Source organism: Ignavibacteriales bacterium (genome assembly GCA_026390595.1).
Taxonomy (GTDB): domain Bacteria; phylum Bacteroidota; class Ignavibacteria; order UBA10030; family UBA10030; genus UBA9647.
This window is the reverse complement of sequence record JAPLFQ010000015.1, coordinates 120,081-136,069: the sequence shown is the minus strand read 5'-3', so window position 1 is coordinate 136,069 and position 15,989 is coordinate 120,081. Positions and strand designations below refer to the sequence as shown.

At 54.4% G+C, this 15,989-nt stretch carries 8 protein-coding genes; 1 reads left to right on the top strand and 7 read right to left on the bottom strand.

Translation table 11 applies throughout. From position 1 onward, the window contains the following. Positions 1-182: 182 nt before the first annotated feature. The 7 genes from NTU47_06545 to porU all read right to left on the bottom strand — a co-directional run bounded on the left by NTU47_06545 (position 183) and on the right by porU (position 13,942). Positions 183-1,121 (bottom strand): hypothetical protein, encoded by a 939-nt coding sequence (locus NTU47_06545; GenBank protein MCX6133458.1) that lies wholly within the window; start codon positions 1,119-1,121, stop codon positions 183-185. 4 nt (positions 1,122-1,125) lie between these two features. Next, the gene (locus tag NTU47_06540; GenBank protein ID MCX6133457.1) at positions 1,126-4,272 is read right to left on the bottom strand and encodes a biopolymer transporter Tol; all 3,147 of its coding nucleotides are present in this window, start codon (positions 4,270-4,272) and stop codon (positions 1,126-1,128) included. Beyond that, complete coding sequence (locus NTU47_06535) at positions 4,273-4,938, bottom strand: hypothetical protein (GenBank protein MCX6133456.1); 666 nt, start codon at positions 4,936-4,938, stop codon at positions 4,273-4,275. It lies immediately after the preceding gene. An 11-nt stretch (positions 4,939-4,949) separates the two neighbouring features. Further along, positions 4,950-8,183 carry a T9SS type A sorting domain-containing protein gene (locus NTU47_06530; GenBank protein MCX6133455.1) on the bottom strand — a complete coding sequence of 1,078 codons (3,234 nt, stop codon included), beginning with the start codon at positions 8,181-8,183 and terminating at the stop codon, positions 4,950-4,952. Between the two features lie 35 nt (positions 8,184-8,218). Then, positions 8,219-9,325 (bottom strand): type IX secretion system outer membrane channel protein PorV, encoded by a 1,107-nt coding sequence (gene porV / locus NTU47_06525; protein MCX6133454.1) that lies wholly within the window; start codon positions 9,323-9,325, stop codon positions 8,219-8,221. Between the two features lie 140 nt (positions 9,326-9,465). After that, the gene (locus tag NTU47_06520; GenBank protein MCX6133453.1) at positions 9,466-9,900 is read right to left on the bottom strand and encodes a hypothetical protein; all 435 of its coding nucleotides are present in this window, start codon (positions 9,898-9,900) and stop codon (positions 9,466-9,468) included. 52 nt (positions 9,901-9,952) lie between these two features. Next, a complete protein-coding gene (gene porU, locus NTU47_06515; GenBank protein MCX6133452.1) occupies positions 9,953-13,942 on the bottom strand; it encodes a type IX secretion system sortase PorU in 3,990 nt (1,329 codons plus the stop codon). A gap of 562 nt (positions 13,943-14,504) precedes the next feature. Between porU and glgA the strand changes: the two genes are divergently transcribed. Continuing rightward, a complete protein-coding gene (gene glgA / locus NTU47_06510) occupies positions 14,505-15,986 on the top strand; it encodes a glycogen synthase GlgA (GenBank protein ID MCX6133451.1) in 1,482 nt (493 codons plus the stop codon). The last annotated feature ends 3 nt before the right edge of the window (positions 15,987-15,989 follow it).

Here is a 15,989-nt window from a genome sequence, read left to right as displayed (position 1 = left end):
TCTTCGACAGTTGAACTGTCGAAGAAGGCCCACGTCCGACAGTTAAACTGTCGGACAACAACTGGGGTGGCGATCCCTGAATCAGGGGCAGCACACTGAACACACGGATATTACAGGGATCCCACAGATCGATCAATCTGTGAGTATCTTGTGCTTCGTCTCTGTCATCAGTGTGCGCTTTTCTAAAAGGCAATCGTCACGCGTGCAGTCGGTACGAATTCGACGAAATCGTACGACCGGACCGTTGGTTGGAGGTGAGCTTCAACTGTGAGCTGGTGATTGAATTGCGACGCACTCCATGCCGCATCGATTGCGGAGAGCAGATGGTTGATCACCAGAAGAACAGAACCGGTGGTGGCGATATTATAGAAATCGTTTGCCTTTCCGCGCATCTTTGAGTAATCCAGAAACCGCGCCGACACATCGCTGCTGAGAATTCGTTCCGGCGTCATCACCCCTGCGTCATCCCATCCTGCGGCAAATTGCGGATACTTGCCTATCAGTTCGAAGTACTGCTGCTCAGGCCTGTGCGGCAGCTGATGAGTGAATCCGTTGCCGGCTCTCTGAGCGATCGCATTCTCCACAGCGTTGATCTTCGCCCAATCCACACGCTCCCACGGCGGACGGTTCTCCGTGCCGGGGATGAGATATCCGGCGAATGCTGGCACATCCGGGTTCAATTTCGTGACATTGTCCTGTATCCACTGAGCGTAGCGCACGACGGACCAATGGTCGTCAGCGAAATTCTGGAAGAGATCCGTTTGGGTGTTCCCCTTCGAATAGTACGAAGCGTAGAACACCCAGAGCCCGGCTTCTGCGAGCAGAAAACCTCCTGCCCGCCAGTAGCTCTTGGTATAGAATTCGCCGGCTCCCGGTATCAGCAACGACATGCCGCCGGCCAACAAAGAAGACTTCCTCCCCGGATGGTTTTCGGTCACACGCAGGGCAGAGGAATCCAGAGCGGCCAAGCTCTCAAAGTGTGAGATGAGATCCGCCCGAGCGTTGCCCGTGAACGAGATCGTGCCATGTTTTCCCGCGTCAGGAGCTCTCATCATCTGGCAGACGCTCGCCGTCGCACAAACCATGAGGCTCACCACAATCGCCGCCACCCTGCTTCCCATCTGCTTACCTCGCTCTCGTTGATAATGAGTGAAGCGAATTACTGATTGTATTCATTTCAAAATCAAAGAGAATTCCGAGATAGAACCGCCATTCCTTCCCGTATGTGACTTCCTGGCTGTTGAAAGTGCGGCTGAAACGATCGAGACCGTACGCTCCCGAAAAGAAAATGCGCGTCGGGTACTGGTAGAAAGAGAATGCTTCCAGACGAAGCTCAAAGCCGGCATCCCGCTTCCAATCGCTCAACGCTGGTGCGGCACCTGTCCACGCATCTCCAAAGTCGGCAAAAACCGATCCGTAGAGCTTCGTAAAATAGAACTGGAGAAACCGGATGTTGATCGCGGTCCAGATCGGGAATCTGTATGCAGCTCCTATGACGGCGATATCATTTCCACCGAGAGCATAGAACGGATATCCGCGCATCCCGATGAAACCCCCCGCGTACGAATCGAAGAAATCGTCCACACGCTTCCCGAGTGTGCTCGCTCCGTGGATCGAAAGCGAAAGCGTGGTTTTCGGCATCGGAAGCTTCAGGTGCTCGTTCCAGAGAATTTCCATCCGATGGAAGCTCGGCTTCGTGTACTCCGGCACGAGGACGCCATTCTCAATGTTGTACACGCCTTCCGGATTGAACTTGTCAAACTCGTAGTTGTATCGGAGCGTGATCGTTCTTCCAACCGGATTGATGTCCTTATCGACCGACGGGACGATTCCGTTATGGGTCAATTGCGCGGACACCATGTTTCCGATAAGGTAGAGGTTCAGAAATCCCTGCGAGAGGCCCGATCCGGGCACGAGAAACGAACCGATGTCGGCATTGTAGCGGCTGAGCGAGTAGCCGACTTTGAGCTGCGTTGCATCGTCAAAGATCTTGTGCTTTAGACTTACGTCAAATTCAAACAAGTTGTACGTGACATCGGTTGAGACGGTGTACTCGCGATCCGTGAAGATCGAGAACGAAACATCGGTTTTGCGCGAGATGTTGTACACCTCGAGCGCGAGCGTGGGCGAAAGCCCCAAACCATACAGAAGCGGGATGGCACCCCGGTATTCGAAAATTCCGAAAATATCTCTCTCCCACCGCTTGTTGATCACCGCTCCGCCGAACAACGAAAGCCTGTCCAACACGTCGCTCGACGTGAAATAGAAACCGGGACGAATGACATCGATCCCTTTGTTCCGCGGGTTGTAGTTGTCGACACGGACAATCGGAATAATCGAGATACTCGAATACGTATTGCGATACGGCTTTGGAGATCCGACATTGCCAAGCGTCGTATCGCTCCCGGGCGGCGCCGCGCTTCCGCCAGCGGCATTCGTTGCCACGGACGCAATTGAGCCGTCCACACGGTCATATTTCCTCAGAATCCAATCAGGCGTTTGCAGCTTCGCGGCCAGCACGAGGGGTTTCGTCTGAGGCACGTACGCGATCTTGTATCCGCCGGCGGTGTATGAAGCAAACGCGAGGTCACCTTCAGCATTGACGGTCGGGAGGAACGCTCCTCCAAGGACATTGGTGAGTTGATGCCTGGAGCCAGCCGCAAGGTTCAGTCGGAAGACATTGAATATCCCCCCTTCCGCCGCGGAGTAGAGAATCGACAAACCATCGCACGAAAACACCGGATTGCGCGCATCAACTCCCTGCACAAGTATCCTGAAATCCGATCCGTCTTCATTGATTACCGCCACGGACTGCTTGTCGTCAGCGGAGTATCCGAAGGCAATGACTTTCCCATCCGGAGACCACTCGGGAGTATAGACTTGTTCGCCTTGAGTGAATTTCGTCACCTGCCGTACGTTTTTTCCGTCAGCATCGCAGATCCCGACATTGACCGTCCCGTCGCTGCCATACGCGAAGACCAGCTTCGTCCCGTCAGGAGAGAGTTTTGGGTTCCATCCTCTGAGTCCCCGAGTAAGCCGTTCCTCGTCACCGGTCGTCAGATCGTACCGGTAGAGGTCGAACAGCTTCGCCCAGAAGCCGTTCTTCCGGCTGGTCTTCGAATAGTACAAATACCTGCCATCAGGGGAGAACGAAAGCGTGGACCGCGCCTGAACATCGAGCGTCCGGGTCGTCTTTGTCTGAATGTCGTAGATGCAGACGACGCTGAGCCCAAAGTAATCTTTCCCTTTGTTCGAAACGTAGGCGATCTTTTTTCCGTCAGGAGTGAATGCAGGATAGAAATTGCCGAATCCCTCTTTCTCAATCAGCTCCCCCTCCGTTCGTTCTGCCGCGATCGTTGTTCCGACCGACAGATACTGAGCGGTCTTCGCCCTCTTCCATTCTTCATAGAGCTCTTCCCCCGAGATCCCGAGGACGTCGGCAATGGCGCCGTCAATGGTCACCCGCGGCAAACGACTCAGCGCACGTGAAATGGCAACAAGTTTCTCTGCCCCGTAGTGCTCGGCGATGTAGGAAACAATTGAGAATCCCGCGTTGTAGGAGGATTCATTCCCAAGGCTGTTCTTGCCGAAGACCGCCATCTCCTCCCACGTCAGCGGTTTCCCCTCGAGCATATACATCCTCAGGATCATGTCCCGATGGGCGTCCCAATAGTCATATGTCAAGGTTGGGTGATTGTATTGAGCGACCCCTTCGGCAAACCACGTCGGGACAACAAAGGCGGAGAGAGGATACGAGACGATGGTATTCGGATACCCGTACAGCACATCCGTCCGGCGTTCAGCTTCATATCCCAGCCACTGGAAGTACACTGCCGGAATTGTCCGGCCAAGTTTCATCGCGGTCTGGATCTGGACGATGTGCGTGAACTCATGAGAGACGACGTCTTTCAGCCAGCTATGAGATCCCCGGAGTTCAAAGTCGAGCGCGGGGGCCCAGAGCTCGATCTTGTTATCATAGAAATACGCGGCACCGTTCGAGTAGTCATCGTGATCCCTGATGACGAGGCTCACCTTGCTATCGGGTTCGTGCTGGTAGAGCCGGGTGATGGGACCATACACATCTTCCGCTATCGCGGCGATCTCCCGTGCGGTACGTTCCGCCCCGGTGTGGAAATGAGTGAGAAAGTGAGGCGTTTCGATAGTCTGCCAGTTCAGATCGGGACGCGGAAAATCATCGTCCTGAGAAAAGAGAAAGCTCGGAGAGACGACCAGCAAGAAGAAGAGTATCAGGAGTTGTTTCGCTTTGAACATTCAAATCCGGTAGTCAAATCGGGTGAGTTGATTCTGAGTTAGGCTGACCGACGCCGAGCGATGGACGGGCAGATAGAATTCGAGAATAGGGTATGACGAAACCCTGTAGTTGCCTATGAACTTTGCCGAATCGCCCGAATAGATTGGAGCGGGAGAGAAACCGATCGGGAGGGATTCGTTCGGGATCGCATAGTGGCCGAGAGAATCGGTTACCGCCGTGACCGCTCCGTTGATGACTTGCGTATATGCGCCTTTCGTCACTCCGTCCATGCTAAAGCGGACCGTATAGATCCCGGTCGGTAACAACGCTCCGGCGGAATCGCGCAGGTCGAACTCGAAGCCAAGAATACCGGGATTCGCTCGGCCTTGGAACAATACGCGGCGTACCCTGTTCTGTTGATCAAGCACCACAACGCGCGCCACCTTCGTCGGGTCATCGACGTTGAACTGGCGAACAGGAGGAATATTGTCGACGAACTCGAGGCTGTACCAGAGAGCGATCTTCAGCCCCTTGACAGGAATGCCGAGTTTGTCGGTGACATACCCCTCGATCCGATAGCCATCGATAGACTGATCGACTTGCGCCATGAACGGCAATTCGCGCTCGCACCCCGTGACGCTTGCCAGCGCAACAAGGCAGATCAGCTTCGCCGCAGAAGCTTTCAAGAATTCCATCCTCACTTGACGATTGCGATCTTGATGACTGCCACTTCGCTGAAGCTCGCCCCCTTTGCCTCAATCCGGGCGAGATAGACGCCGCTCTGCACGTTCGAGACATCCCATACTACCTCACCGTCCATTCCTCCCCGGGAAGTCGCATTGAGTTCTGCAACCTTCGCTCCGGCGAGATCAAGGATCTGGATGGAGATTGATGCATCTTCCGAGGTGTAGTACCTGATCTGGGTCGTTGATCCGGACACAGGATTCGGCCAGTTATAGACACGCGATCGAGGAAGGAATTCCGATGAATACGACTTCGGTGCATCGGCTGAAGCGTCGTAATTCGAATGCCGGGAATTCATCAGGTACTGCGTCCATCCAGAGATCAAATAGGGCGCGTATCCGGTAGTCAATTCGATCGCTCTCATACCCGATGCGCTCCCTGAGGTAGAAGCACTCGTTTCAGCTGGTCGCTGAATCGGTTCAGACGATGGCATGGTGGGCACCCCAACTATCCCTATGGTGCCCTTCGAGCCATTCCAGAAGGCAGCGATCGCGGGTTGTCCGCTGGAGGTCAGTTGAATGGGGAAACCAGCTATGATGCGGCCGGCCTGATCGTATACAGCGAGTTCACCGTTGGTCATGCAAAGTGCGATCTCCTGTGATCCATCCCCGTTGAGATCTCCGATGATGGGATCTCCAGCGTATGAGACCCCGTCGTGCAGGACAACCGGAAATCCGGACAGGTAGGACCCCGATCTGTTGAGCGCACACACTCGATCACCAGCCACTACGACGATGTCCTTCTGCCCATCGCGGTCGATATCTCCGGCTGCAATGGAAGAGATGCCCCCGCCTGCTATTGTGATATCGAAAAGTACACGGCCAAGATCACGGCTGAAACCAACGACCCTTCGCCCTCCAATCTGGCCGACCACGACAAAGTTGCCTGACGCGCTTGTGACACCTACCGCCGTCCAGGGAAGCGACGAATCGCTCAGGGAAACGGATGACTGCTCCCCGTAGAGTCGGCCTCCGCATGTAAAGAACAGCTCTGCCGGCTTCGAAAGAGACGGCGTTGGCAGTTGGGCCAAAGACGTTACCGGACTGGATGATACGGAAAGCTTTTTCTGAAGAACACCCGTGGTGGAAAACGACCATACGCTTCCGCGCAATGTGCCAACGATGATCTGAGGAATTACGGATAGTTCTGCAAACATCGCCGGAGTCGTGATGCGATCACCGATATGAACAGGTTGGGCCGTTGCACCGGCTTCAACGGTCGGGATCCTTACAAGACTATCAATGACTCCGTCCCTTTTTCGATCAATAGCGTCAAGAATGTAGAGAGAACTATCCTGAACACCGGCGATCAGCCACCTGTCCGTCGACTCCAGTACGGCAGGGGTAAAACCACCGCCATTTGGATATAGCAGTCCTGTCGTGTCGTGTGTCTTGCTGCGTCCGGATTGATAGAATGTGTCAAAGGCGAAGATCTTCCCGTCCACACCCAGCATGATGGCAGAACCTGATGCACTCGGCGCGGTGACGAATCGTTGTGCGGGTATAGCGTGCGTGAATTGAGGTAACCTGAAGATGCGATCACCGCCGACACTAACGATAGCAGTCATTCTTGCCGATCTAGGGCTGAAGTCTCTCACCGTCACAAGACTGAGAGCTCCGGAATTGCTCCGGCTATTCGGCTTCGAGTTCTTGTCAAAGACATTTATATACACCTGGATAGGATTGCCGCTGTACCAGAAGTCCTGCTCATATCCCCACTCAGTTCCCGAACCCGGTTCAGAAATCGCATCGTATGATCGTCCGAGATCCTGGCTTCCGTCCGCCTCTTCGAGATCGACACCGCGACGCGAGGCGTCGGCGTTGACAGAATTGGTTGCGAGATTCTGAGCGATGACGTCCTCATCGATATGCCAGATGAGGATGCCGCCACCGACGTAGTTCGAGTCTTCGATGGACGTGAGGGCCGGGAGAGCCCAGTCGAAATCGTCCACATCGATAACGGAACCGGCGATAGTCCTGGTATCCTGGAAATCGAACCCCGTCGTGTCCTTGGAGAAATATCGCGTGATTGTCGCCCCCCGGGAGCGGATGGTGAGCCGCTGACCATCCTGCTTTGGATCGCGGCTCCGGTTTTCAACGAGGAAGTACTCGCGATCGGTGATCGGAATCTTGTACACAGTATCCGCGCCTGTCTTCAGGCCGACTGCGGGAAGGGAAATCGCTGACGAGCCGGGAGCTACGGTGATGGGGGTAACCCATCCGAGGAACACTTTTTCCCACGCCGACGGCTCCGGGGGAAACAGCCCGGAGTAGAAAATGAATCCACCGCCAATGTCCATCAGACCGAACTGGCCGATTGCCGATTCTCCGGTTTTCGTATTGAACAGATCGGGCAAGCCCAGGTAGCTGCCGAATGAGTTCGCGAGAAGTCCGTTGATGCTTCCCTGCAACGTGTCGACCGCGGTACCCGCTGTCAGTACACGCGTCTCCGTCTCCGGCAGCAGCATCGTATTGGTAATACGGAAGGAGCCTTTGCTCACAGGAATTCCGGCGTAGGACTGATCGCCGAGGTAGTTTCTGAGCGTCCGGAGGTTAAAGGTGATCGAGGGAAGATCGAACGGAGCGGGATCGTAGCCGAGAGTTGCCACGAGATTGATATCGCGGCCGACTCCGGCATGGAAAATCAGAAACGCGTTGTATCTGCTGAACTGCAATGCCGGATAGAGCGAGTCGGCGGTATGCCATGCGTCGACGATGAGATTGCCGAGCGGCTTGTCGTTCGATCCGTCCTTCGCCGGCGAGTACTGTGACAGCGTTTTGGAGAGTGTAACGATCTGCCCGAATACATCGCCTTTGATAATTACTTTTCCGTTTGAGACTTTACGGAAATAGTTCGCGAGGAATTGCAGTTTGTAGGCGAAGTACGCCGAATCATGCGGCGGCGGGTCGATAATGTTCTGTGCAGAAGCCGCGTCGAGCTGAAATCGTCCGTTGCCGGTCGTCTGAGAGTTCTGGCTGGTCTGAAAATCGACCATCAGAGCAAGGATACGCACTGTGTCCCCGGCCGCAGAAGGTACGGAGACCGGGGCGCCAAGTGACTGGTCAACGCGGGAGTGCTCGAGGGCCGCACGGGCGCGGGCGCCTTTCTCACTGAAGGGCGGGCGCACCTGTGCTGCTGCTGCAGCGCAATAAATAATAAGCCAAACAGCGAGGCTACGTGCCGGCATAAGTCTCCACAATGCTCAGTGAGAGGCAATACTTCTTACGATGGACCTCCCCACGAAATAAGCAAGGTGAAGCGCAACGTTTCGCCAAGAGGATGTTGTTGTTCAAAGGTGCTGATGTAGCTGAAATCGAATCCAAAAATGTCGTACCGGATTCCGGCGCCGAACGTCATGAACTTCCGATTGCCGTACTCGGGGTCTTCATAGAAGTAACCGGCGCGAAGAGCAATCCAGCTGCTGTACCAGTACTCGAGTCCGACGGAGGAATCAAATTGACGCAGCTCTTCCCGGAACGGTTTGTCTGTCCACGACGTGAAGAACGCCTTATAGAACGGATCGCTCGTTCCGTCGGTGTGCTTCCGGGTAAGCAGTTTGCTCGCGTCCACAATAACAGTGAGCTTGTTGAACGGATCGTTGATAACCTTGTAACCAAGACCGAGGCGGAGGCTGGTTGGCAGAGGATCAGCCTGGGCCCGGTCGATGTAACTGATCGCAGGTCCGATGTTGGAGAGATTGAAGCCCGCAGTGAAGTGCTCGCCGATATCGAGCCCGGTGAAGGGAATTTCCAGAGACTTCGGCTTGTAGAGCATGCCGATGTCGAAGGAGAACCCGGAGGCGATACCCGTCCCCTGCTCTTCCGCCGTGCCGAACGGAGCCAGGCGGCTGTGGATGAACCTGCCGTTGATGCCAAGGCCAAGTTCCTCGGTGAGCTTCGTGGAATACCCGACGGTGATGCCGAACTCATAGGCGTTGAATGTCTCGAGCGGCGTCGGATCGTTGGCCGTGCGCGTGAACGATCCCAGGTTCAGGAACGTGATGCTCGCGGCCAGATTTCCATCGAGCTGCGGCATTGGTCGCCGGTAGACGAGATAATCGATATAGAGATCGGACAGGTTGAAGGCCGGCAGCCAGTTCGCGTGCGAGATGCTAACTTCCTGCCCATCCTGGAATGCAAGTCCGCCCGGGTTCCAGTACAACGCAGACGCGTCGTCGGCGAGAGCTGTGCCGCCTTCTCCCATGCCGCTGGCGCGGGAGTTTGGAGCGATAAGCAGGAACGGAACCGCTGACGTTGAGACTTGGGCATTCGTCAACTGCACAGAAACCACGAGCAACACGATTGCTAACCCAAAGATTTTCTTTACCATGACAGACATCCTCCTAGGAAATGGAACTACCGACAGAATTAAAATAACCGCTTTTTTGAGTGATATTCAACCCTTTCGACTTGCCAAACACCTGCCACGGCAGTACATCGAGCGGTTTGAATGCATACCGATGTTCGAACTCAAGCCCCAGCGTTCCAGTGGCAGAGTTGCCAGCCTTTCGAATGAGATTTGACAAAGATGATGGTCTCGTATCGGGGATTTGACTTATCCTCAGCCTGAGTCTTCACGACTACGTACGCTGAAGACTTCTCGTCATTCATCGACGCTGCGAAGAAACTCATGGTCCGTTTCGAACCTCCAAACAACTTCTCGCGAGAGGCCTTGCCAAAGAAGTTGAACAAACTCTCGTATGAGTTCCCGTGCACAATGTATGCTTCCGGGAGAATCATGCTTCTGACTGGAGTCAGATCTTTTGCCTCGATGAAAGCACTTATCACCGACTCAAATTGTTTGAACTCGGGATAGGTCTTATCATCTGGCATCTGTGCGAAAGCCAAGCCTGTTGCGGCAACGAGCGAAAGTAACATCATCGATGCACGGCGCATGGTATTCATTTGATCTCTCCTTGACTATCCAAACGTGGGTCGATTGCAGCATTGCACTTGATTATCGAAGGATAGCAATCTTTCCGAGCGCCTCACTTGTTGACGATTTGTCGAACGACTTCGCGATCACCCGGTATAAATAGACACCGTTGGCCATCTCCGATCCATCTCGATCTCTGCCGTCCCATGGGATCTGGACAAACCGGTCAGAAACCGACAGCACCTCCAGCGTTTGGATCAGTCGTCCCGCGACCGTGTAGATTTTTATTTCGACATCAACCGGGTCCGTGGACGAGCGTTGGAACGTGAACGTCGTCGAGCGGGCGAAAGGATTCGGGAAATTGACGACGTTGTAGATCGAAAGCTGCGACGCCGCACGCACCTCGAAATACGTTTCAGCGCTCGCGGCATTATTGAAGATGTCCCACGCCTTGACATCCAGCGTGTGCCGCCCCTCTGCCAGATTTGTGAATTGATACTTCACTTGTCCGCTTTGGTACGTGTCGAGTTTTCCGCGATAGTAATCCGTCAGATCAATCGATCGTTGCGACCCGTCCAGGATCGCCTCCAGTTTGTGTCCAATCCCCGCTGTGGAGGTATTGATGCCGCTGCTATCTGCAAGATCGACAATCAACGGCGCATCAGGGCTGACGACATCTCCCGGGCGGAAGGATTCATCCTGGAGAAATACGCGAATCGCAGGACCGACAGTATCGATCGTCGCGGTGGACGTACCTGAGATGGAGAGGTTCTCCGTGAACCCGGCTGCGTCGGTGGAATCATTCCATGCATAGATATTGATCCGTGACCGGTTCTCGCCATACGATACGTCCTTCGGAATCGGGAATGTCCCCTGCACCGCACCATTCCGCACGGACACTTCCCCGCGGTAGATCAAGCTCCCATTTGTCACGAAGGTGTAGCCGCCCCATTCCGGGACTGGCACCTTCCTTTTTGAATCATACGCTTCCAGTATCGCTCGTCCCTGCATGGAACTCAGCGCCGTGCCGGTGGACTTTCTGAGAGTTCCGCGCACCCTCACCTTGCCCAGAGCCCCGACGATCACGAGCGCAAACTGATTCTCGCCATTGATGCTGTCGACGGTGACGTTGGCCCGGGGAATCGCCAGCCGCATAGTAGGATCAGCAAGGAGATGATGCTTCAGGTCGTTCTCACCGTACAATTCCTGTTTCGTCTGCCACATCGCGTCGCCAAGCCGAACAGGCTTTCCCTGGTTGTCAGTCTGAAACAAGTGAGCATAGAATCTCTGGTTCAGGTACGCATTATCCTGCGAGAATACGACGCGGTCAGGCGTTACTGCACCCACCGCACCCCGCCCCTGCATCAGGATCAACTGCTCGCCGGCGCTGGTTTCCTTGTCATAGTCGTACCGCGCAAAATCGCACGTGGCGGCGACCAGGAAGAACAGCTTCCCTTTGTTGCTAATGAGCGGAAAATCCTGAGAAACTGAAAACACGTTCTCGTGCGCCCATTGCTGCGTGTTGCCATGACCTGTCCAGTTCAGAATGACCGACCCCTGGTTGATGGCATCGACAATCGCAACATTGGCAGTCGGTTTTGTGCGACCCGTGGATGTGTTCACTGTGGGATACTGGACGATGAAGATCTTCTCTTTGTTGAACGTATCGGGGGTATAATCCTGAGCCAGCCTCTCGGATTGGCTTGTGTGTATCTCCTGATCGTCCCCTGTCGTTGTCAGACCGTCATCAGCCGCGAAGGTAATCCGGTTGTGCCACGTATCGTAGGACCGGGACGTATCGTACGCGATGATCTTGTCCACCACATTTCTCGCATCGTCAGTCGAGCGCAGGGGCAGCCGTCCGATGGGAATTGATATCTGCCGGCTCGACGGATCGAGAATGACAAAGAAGTCATCGCTGGCGAGCGTGCTGATTTGTACGTTTGACTCCAGCGTCTCATACGGCGGGACCCAGATGCGATCGCTCAGCTTTCTGATATTCTTGTAGTCGTAACTTCCCGCTCCGAACAGGAGGACGTATTGCGGCTTGACGGACCAGGCAGATTGAGTGTATTTCAGGAAATCGCGGATTGCGACGGGATCGAGCATTCCCGAAGAGAACTCATTGTAGACCTGCCCAAGGTCGACCACCAACGACCTGAGTTGATCGCTCGTTTGTCTGTGTGAGCGGAGACGCTCGGCATCGGCAAGGAATTCGGCCGGCGCGAGAATGACAAAATCCGCTCCTCCGCTCAAGCCATGAAGGTTCGAGTTCGCGACGCGCTTGAGGTTCGCGGCCGTCCTGAAAGCCTTCGGACCGACGGCAACGAATTCGCTCACACCACCGGCGGTCTGCGCAGCCTGGAATCGGGCGAGCGACGCGTCCACCGGGTCGAACGCAAGGTTCGTGACCTGCTTCACGTTCTTATGATCAGTCACATCAAACACGCTGATGTCGCGCGACGAAAATTTCGAGATGGTATACTCGACAACTGCGGTGGTATCGGGCGACGTGAAGAGAAGCGAATCATTGTCCGCTTCGAACCGGCGCGGATAGAGAATCTCGAACCAATCGAGCCGTCCCTCTGCAGCGGAATTGCGCGTGACGAACTGCATCCGAAGGACGCTCCTGTCGCTCGGTATCGAGCCGGTGCGCTTGAATTCAGCAACCGGCGCGCGATAGGCCTTCACGTCCGTGATGGACCCGACGTCGATGTTGTACATTGGAATCGAGCCCAATGTGCTTCCATTTTCCTGGACGACAAAGGAGTCGATCGACGTGGAACTGCTGAAGAAGGCACACCGGTACTGCATGGGTTTGGTCGGGACGAGTCCCGGCAGGCTCGTCATGAAAGTGAGTGCGCTGCTTGCCTGATTAAATGACTCGCCAGCCCATTCCCGGCCGGAATTGATACTGGGATTCCCAAGCTGAGCCAATTCACGCTCGAGGAATGTCCTTTCCGGAAAATCTGCCGGCTTGTATGCGCCCGCGATGCTCGTCGAAACCAGGGGATCCATGGTTCTTCCGCGTCCCGTGCCGCCATATGTCATAAAATAGACGCTGGTCTCGGTGTAGTGGTTAAGATAGTGGCGGAACGTCTTTTCCGCCGGGGAGTATTTCCACCCCCTCACCGATTTGCCATAGAAAAGCACGTAATCATCTGAGTCGAAGACACCGTTGGAGTTTCTATCCACGACCAGCCGCGGAATCTCCTCCAAACCGTTCGGCCTCGTTTCATTCAGGTCCTCCGGAAGTTCGAAGCCGCCATTCCCGAAAATCCTGATCGAGTTGATGTTCCCTATCGAACTGAGCGAGATACTGGCCTTCGACAGGAATGACTGATCGATCTTGTAGATCCCCGTCTCGTTCACATCCATTCTATACCAGTCGCCCTGCGCAAGCGGGGAATCACCGGCGACATTCTGCCCCTTCGAGACGGCACCCGACTGTAGGGCCGACGGAAACGGCCCCTTGAAGAACGCGGAGATCGGGAACCCGCCCGGGCTTGCTGCCGCAAAATCGATCTGTACAACGATACGTCGATAGAGGCGCACTTCGTTCTTCCCCGGAATGATCTGAACGGGAGAGATCTTCAGGGTCCCCAAGGTCGTGCCCCGCGCCTGACGGATGTTGGCGAGTCCTGCGACCTGCCCGGGCACACGCTCGGTTGTCATAAATCGAGGATTCAGCGCTGAGTAGACAGGGCTCAATCCGAACTCTTTGAGCGGTTTCCAATAGGGGTGGCTGGCAGGATTGACTCCGGAAAGATCGTCGTAATCCTGAGCGATGATCTGGAGGGAGAATCGCCGGGCGGGCATATTGATGATCACCGGCCGGTATGGAGACAGGGGCGAGCCTGGCGTGCCCTGGTCCGAGACCGAGCCGCTGAAATCGTAGATAGTGTATCGCTTCCCGTCACTACCCGGGACAACACGGTGCGCAAACGAAGGAGTAAATTCGACAACGATGGACGTAGGCGTTTCGCTAAGAACGCGGAGGTCCTTCGCCTGCTGAGCAGACGCCGGTACGGCAAGAAGCAAAATTATCAGGAGTGTTTTGATGTATCTCATATAAATAGAAAAAGCCGAACGAGATAGGAAAAAGCCATCTCATCCGGCTACACTGTTGATGGAGAACACCGGATTTGATAAAGGCTTGTGGTCTTGCACAACTTTAGATTCGGAGCAAGGACCTTCTTCGATGCCTGCTCAGAAACTAACCTTTAACAAATCCGCTATAGAACTCTCCCTTACTTGATAAATTCGACAGTGCAATATAGAGACCTCTGGCACGAGAGTCAAGTGTTTTTTGGCTCTGTGTGCCGCACGTCAAACTCAAGCGGTGTGATTGGGACGTATCCAATTGCAGGACGTGCGACCTGATCTCCTCATTATCAGTGCGCGCAACTCGAATGAGAATTCTCGTGTCACGGAATGTACATTGGCAATGCTCCCGTTCGTCACATTGGACGATCTCTCAATTGATTGCGGTCACGAGTTCAGGACGTGCTGACTTTGCGAAAAACGTTATGGAACCCGTACACTCATCACAAGCACTTTTTTTTGATTGCGTAACAGCTAAAACTTGTGTAAATTTACTTGGATTTCATCAATTTTTTGAAAATGGGGCTCAATGTCTAAACCGCTAAACGTCTTGTTTTTGTCGAGTGAGGTCGACCCCTTTGCAAAAACCGGAGGCTTAGCCGACGTATCCAGTGCGCTGCCTCAGGCTATCAAAGAGCTGGGGCATGAAATACGCATCATGATGCCCCGCTACCGGTTTATAAGCGAGCGGCGATACAAACTCCACGACATCATACGTCTCAAAGAGATTCCCATCCCGGTCGGAAAACAGACCGAACTCGCCAACGTCAAGTCGTCCTTCATCAGCAACCTCAAAGAAAAGGTCCAGGTTTACTTCCTTGATAATGCAAACTACTTTGGCCGCGATGGCATCTACCAGAGCCCGGTCGGCCGGAAGGACTACAAGGACAACGATGAGCGGTTCATCTTCTTCTGCCGCGGTGTTCTCGAAACCCTGAAGCGTCTGGGGTGGCAGCCAGACATCATCCATTGCAACGACTGGCAAACGGGAATTGTGCCTGCCTATCTGAAAACGCTTTACAGCAACGACCAGTTTCTGAAACCTATCAAGACCGTTTTCACCATCCACAACATGGCGTACCAGGGAGCCTTTCCTCCCGATGCATTCCCGAAAACGGGCCTGCCGAAGAACCTCTTCAATGTTGAAGGCGTGGAAGCGTACGGCAAGTTCAATTTCCTGAAGACCGGCCTCCAGTTCTCAGATTCCGTGACGACGGTCAGCCGGCGCTATGCGGAAGAGATCTCGACTTCGGAGGAATTCGGCGCAGGGCTGACCGGCCTTCTCGCCAAGCGGAAGAAGGACCTCCACGGGATATTGAATGGAATTGACTATAATATCTGGAATCCAGCGGCGGACGACCTCATCTACCGAAAGTACGATATGAAGTCGCTGGACGCGAAGATCGACAACAAGCGCGCACTGATGGCGAAGCTGAAGCTTCCATTCAAGGAAACGGCTCCGGTAATTGGGGCCATCTCGCGCCTCGTAGAACAGAAGGGATTCGACCTCGTCATTGAGATCATGGATGAGCTGGTGAAGCTGAACGTGCAATTTGTCCTGCTCGGAGACGGCGACAAGGCCACGGAGAAGAATTTCGAGGCCCTGCAGAAGAAATACCCGGAGCATATCGGCGTGTATTTCGGGTTTGACCAGGAGCTGGCGCACTTGATTGAGGCGGGAAGTGACATCTTTGTCATGCCTTCGCGGTACGAGCCATGCGGCCTGAATCAAATGTACAGCATGCGATACGGAACGATCCCGGTGGTCCGGGCTACCGGCGGGCTCGAGGATACCGTAGAGGACTATTCGGGCAGTGGAAAAGGGACCGGGTTCAAGTTCGAGAAGTATGATGCGAAGGAATTGCTCAAGGCGATTCAACGGGCCCTCAAGGTGTATCAGCAACCAGAGGAGTGGAAGAAGTTGATGCGGAATGGTATGGCCAAGGATTTCTCCTGGGAGCATTCGGCCAAACACTACGTAAACCTCTACAAAGAACTTCTTAAGCAATAAGCG

Bases quoted from the DNA above. Each gene is read 5' to 3' on its own strand.
- NTU47_06540 (MCX6133457.1), bottom strand. From the start codon at position 4,272: ATGTTCAAAGCGAAACAACTCCTGATACTCTTCTTCTTGCTGGTCGTC.
- porV (MCX6133454.1), bottom strand. From the start codon at position 9,325: ATGGTAAAGAAAATCTTTGGGTTAGCAATCGTGTTGCTCGTGGTTTCT.
- NTU47_06545 (MCX6133458.1), bottom strand. From the start codon at position 1,121: ATGGGAAGCAGGGTGGCGGCGATTGTGGTGAGCCTCATGGTTTGTGCG.
- glgA (MCX6133451.1), top strand. From the start codon at position 14,505: ATGTCTAAACCGCTAAACGTCTTGTTTTTGTCGAGTGAGGTCGACCCC.
- NTU47_06530 (MCX6133455.1), bottom strand. From the start codon at position 8,183: ATGCCGGCACGTAGCCTCGCTGTTTGGCTTATTATTTATTGCGCTGCA.
- porU (MCX6133452.1), bottom strand. From the start codon at position 13,942: ATGAGATACATCAAAACACTCCTGATAATTTTGCTTCTTGCCGTACCG.
- NTU47_06520 (MCX6133453.1), bottom strand. From the start codon at position 9,900: ATGAATACCATGCGCCGTGCATCGATGATGTTACTTTCGCTCGTTGCC.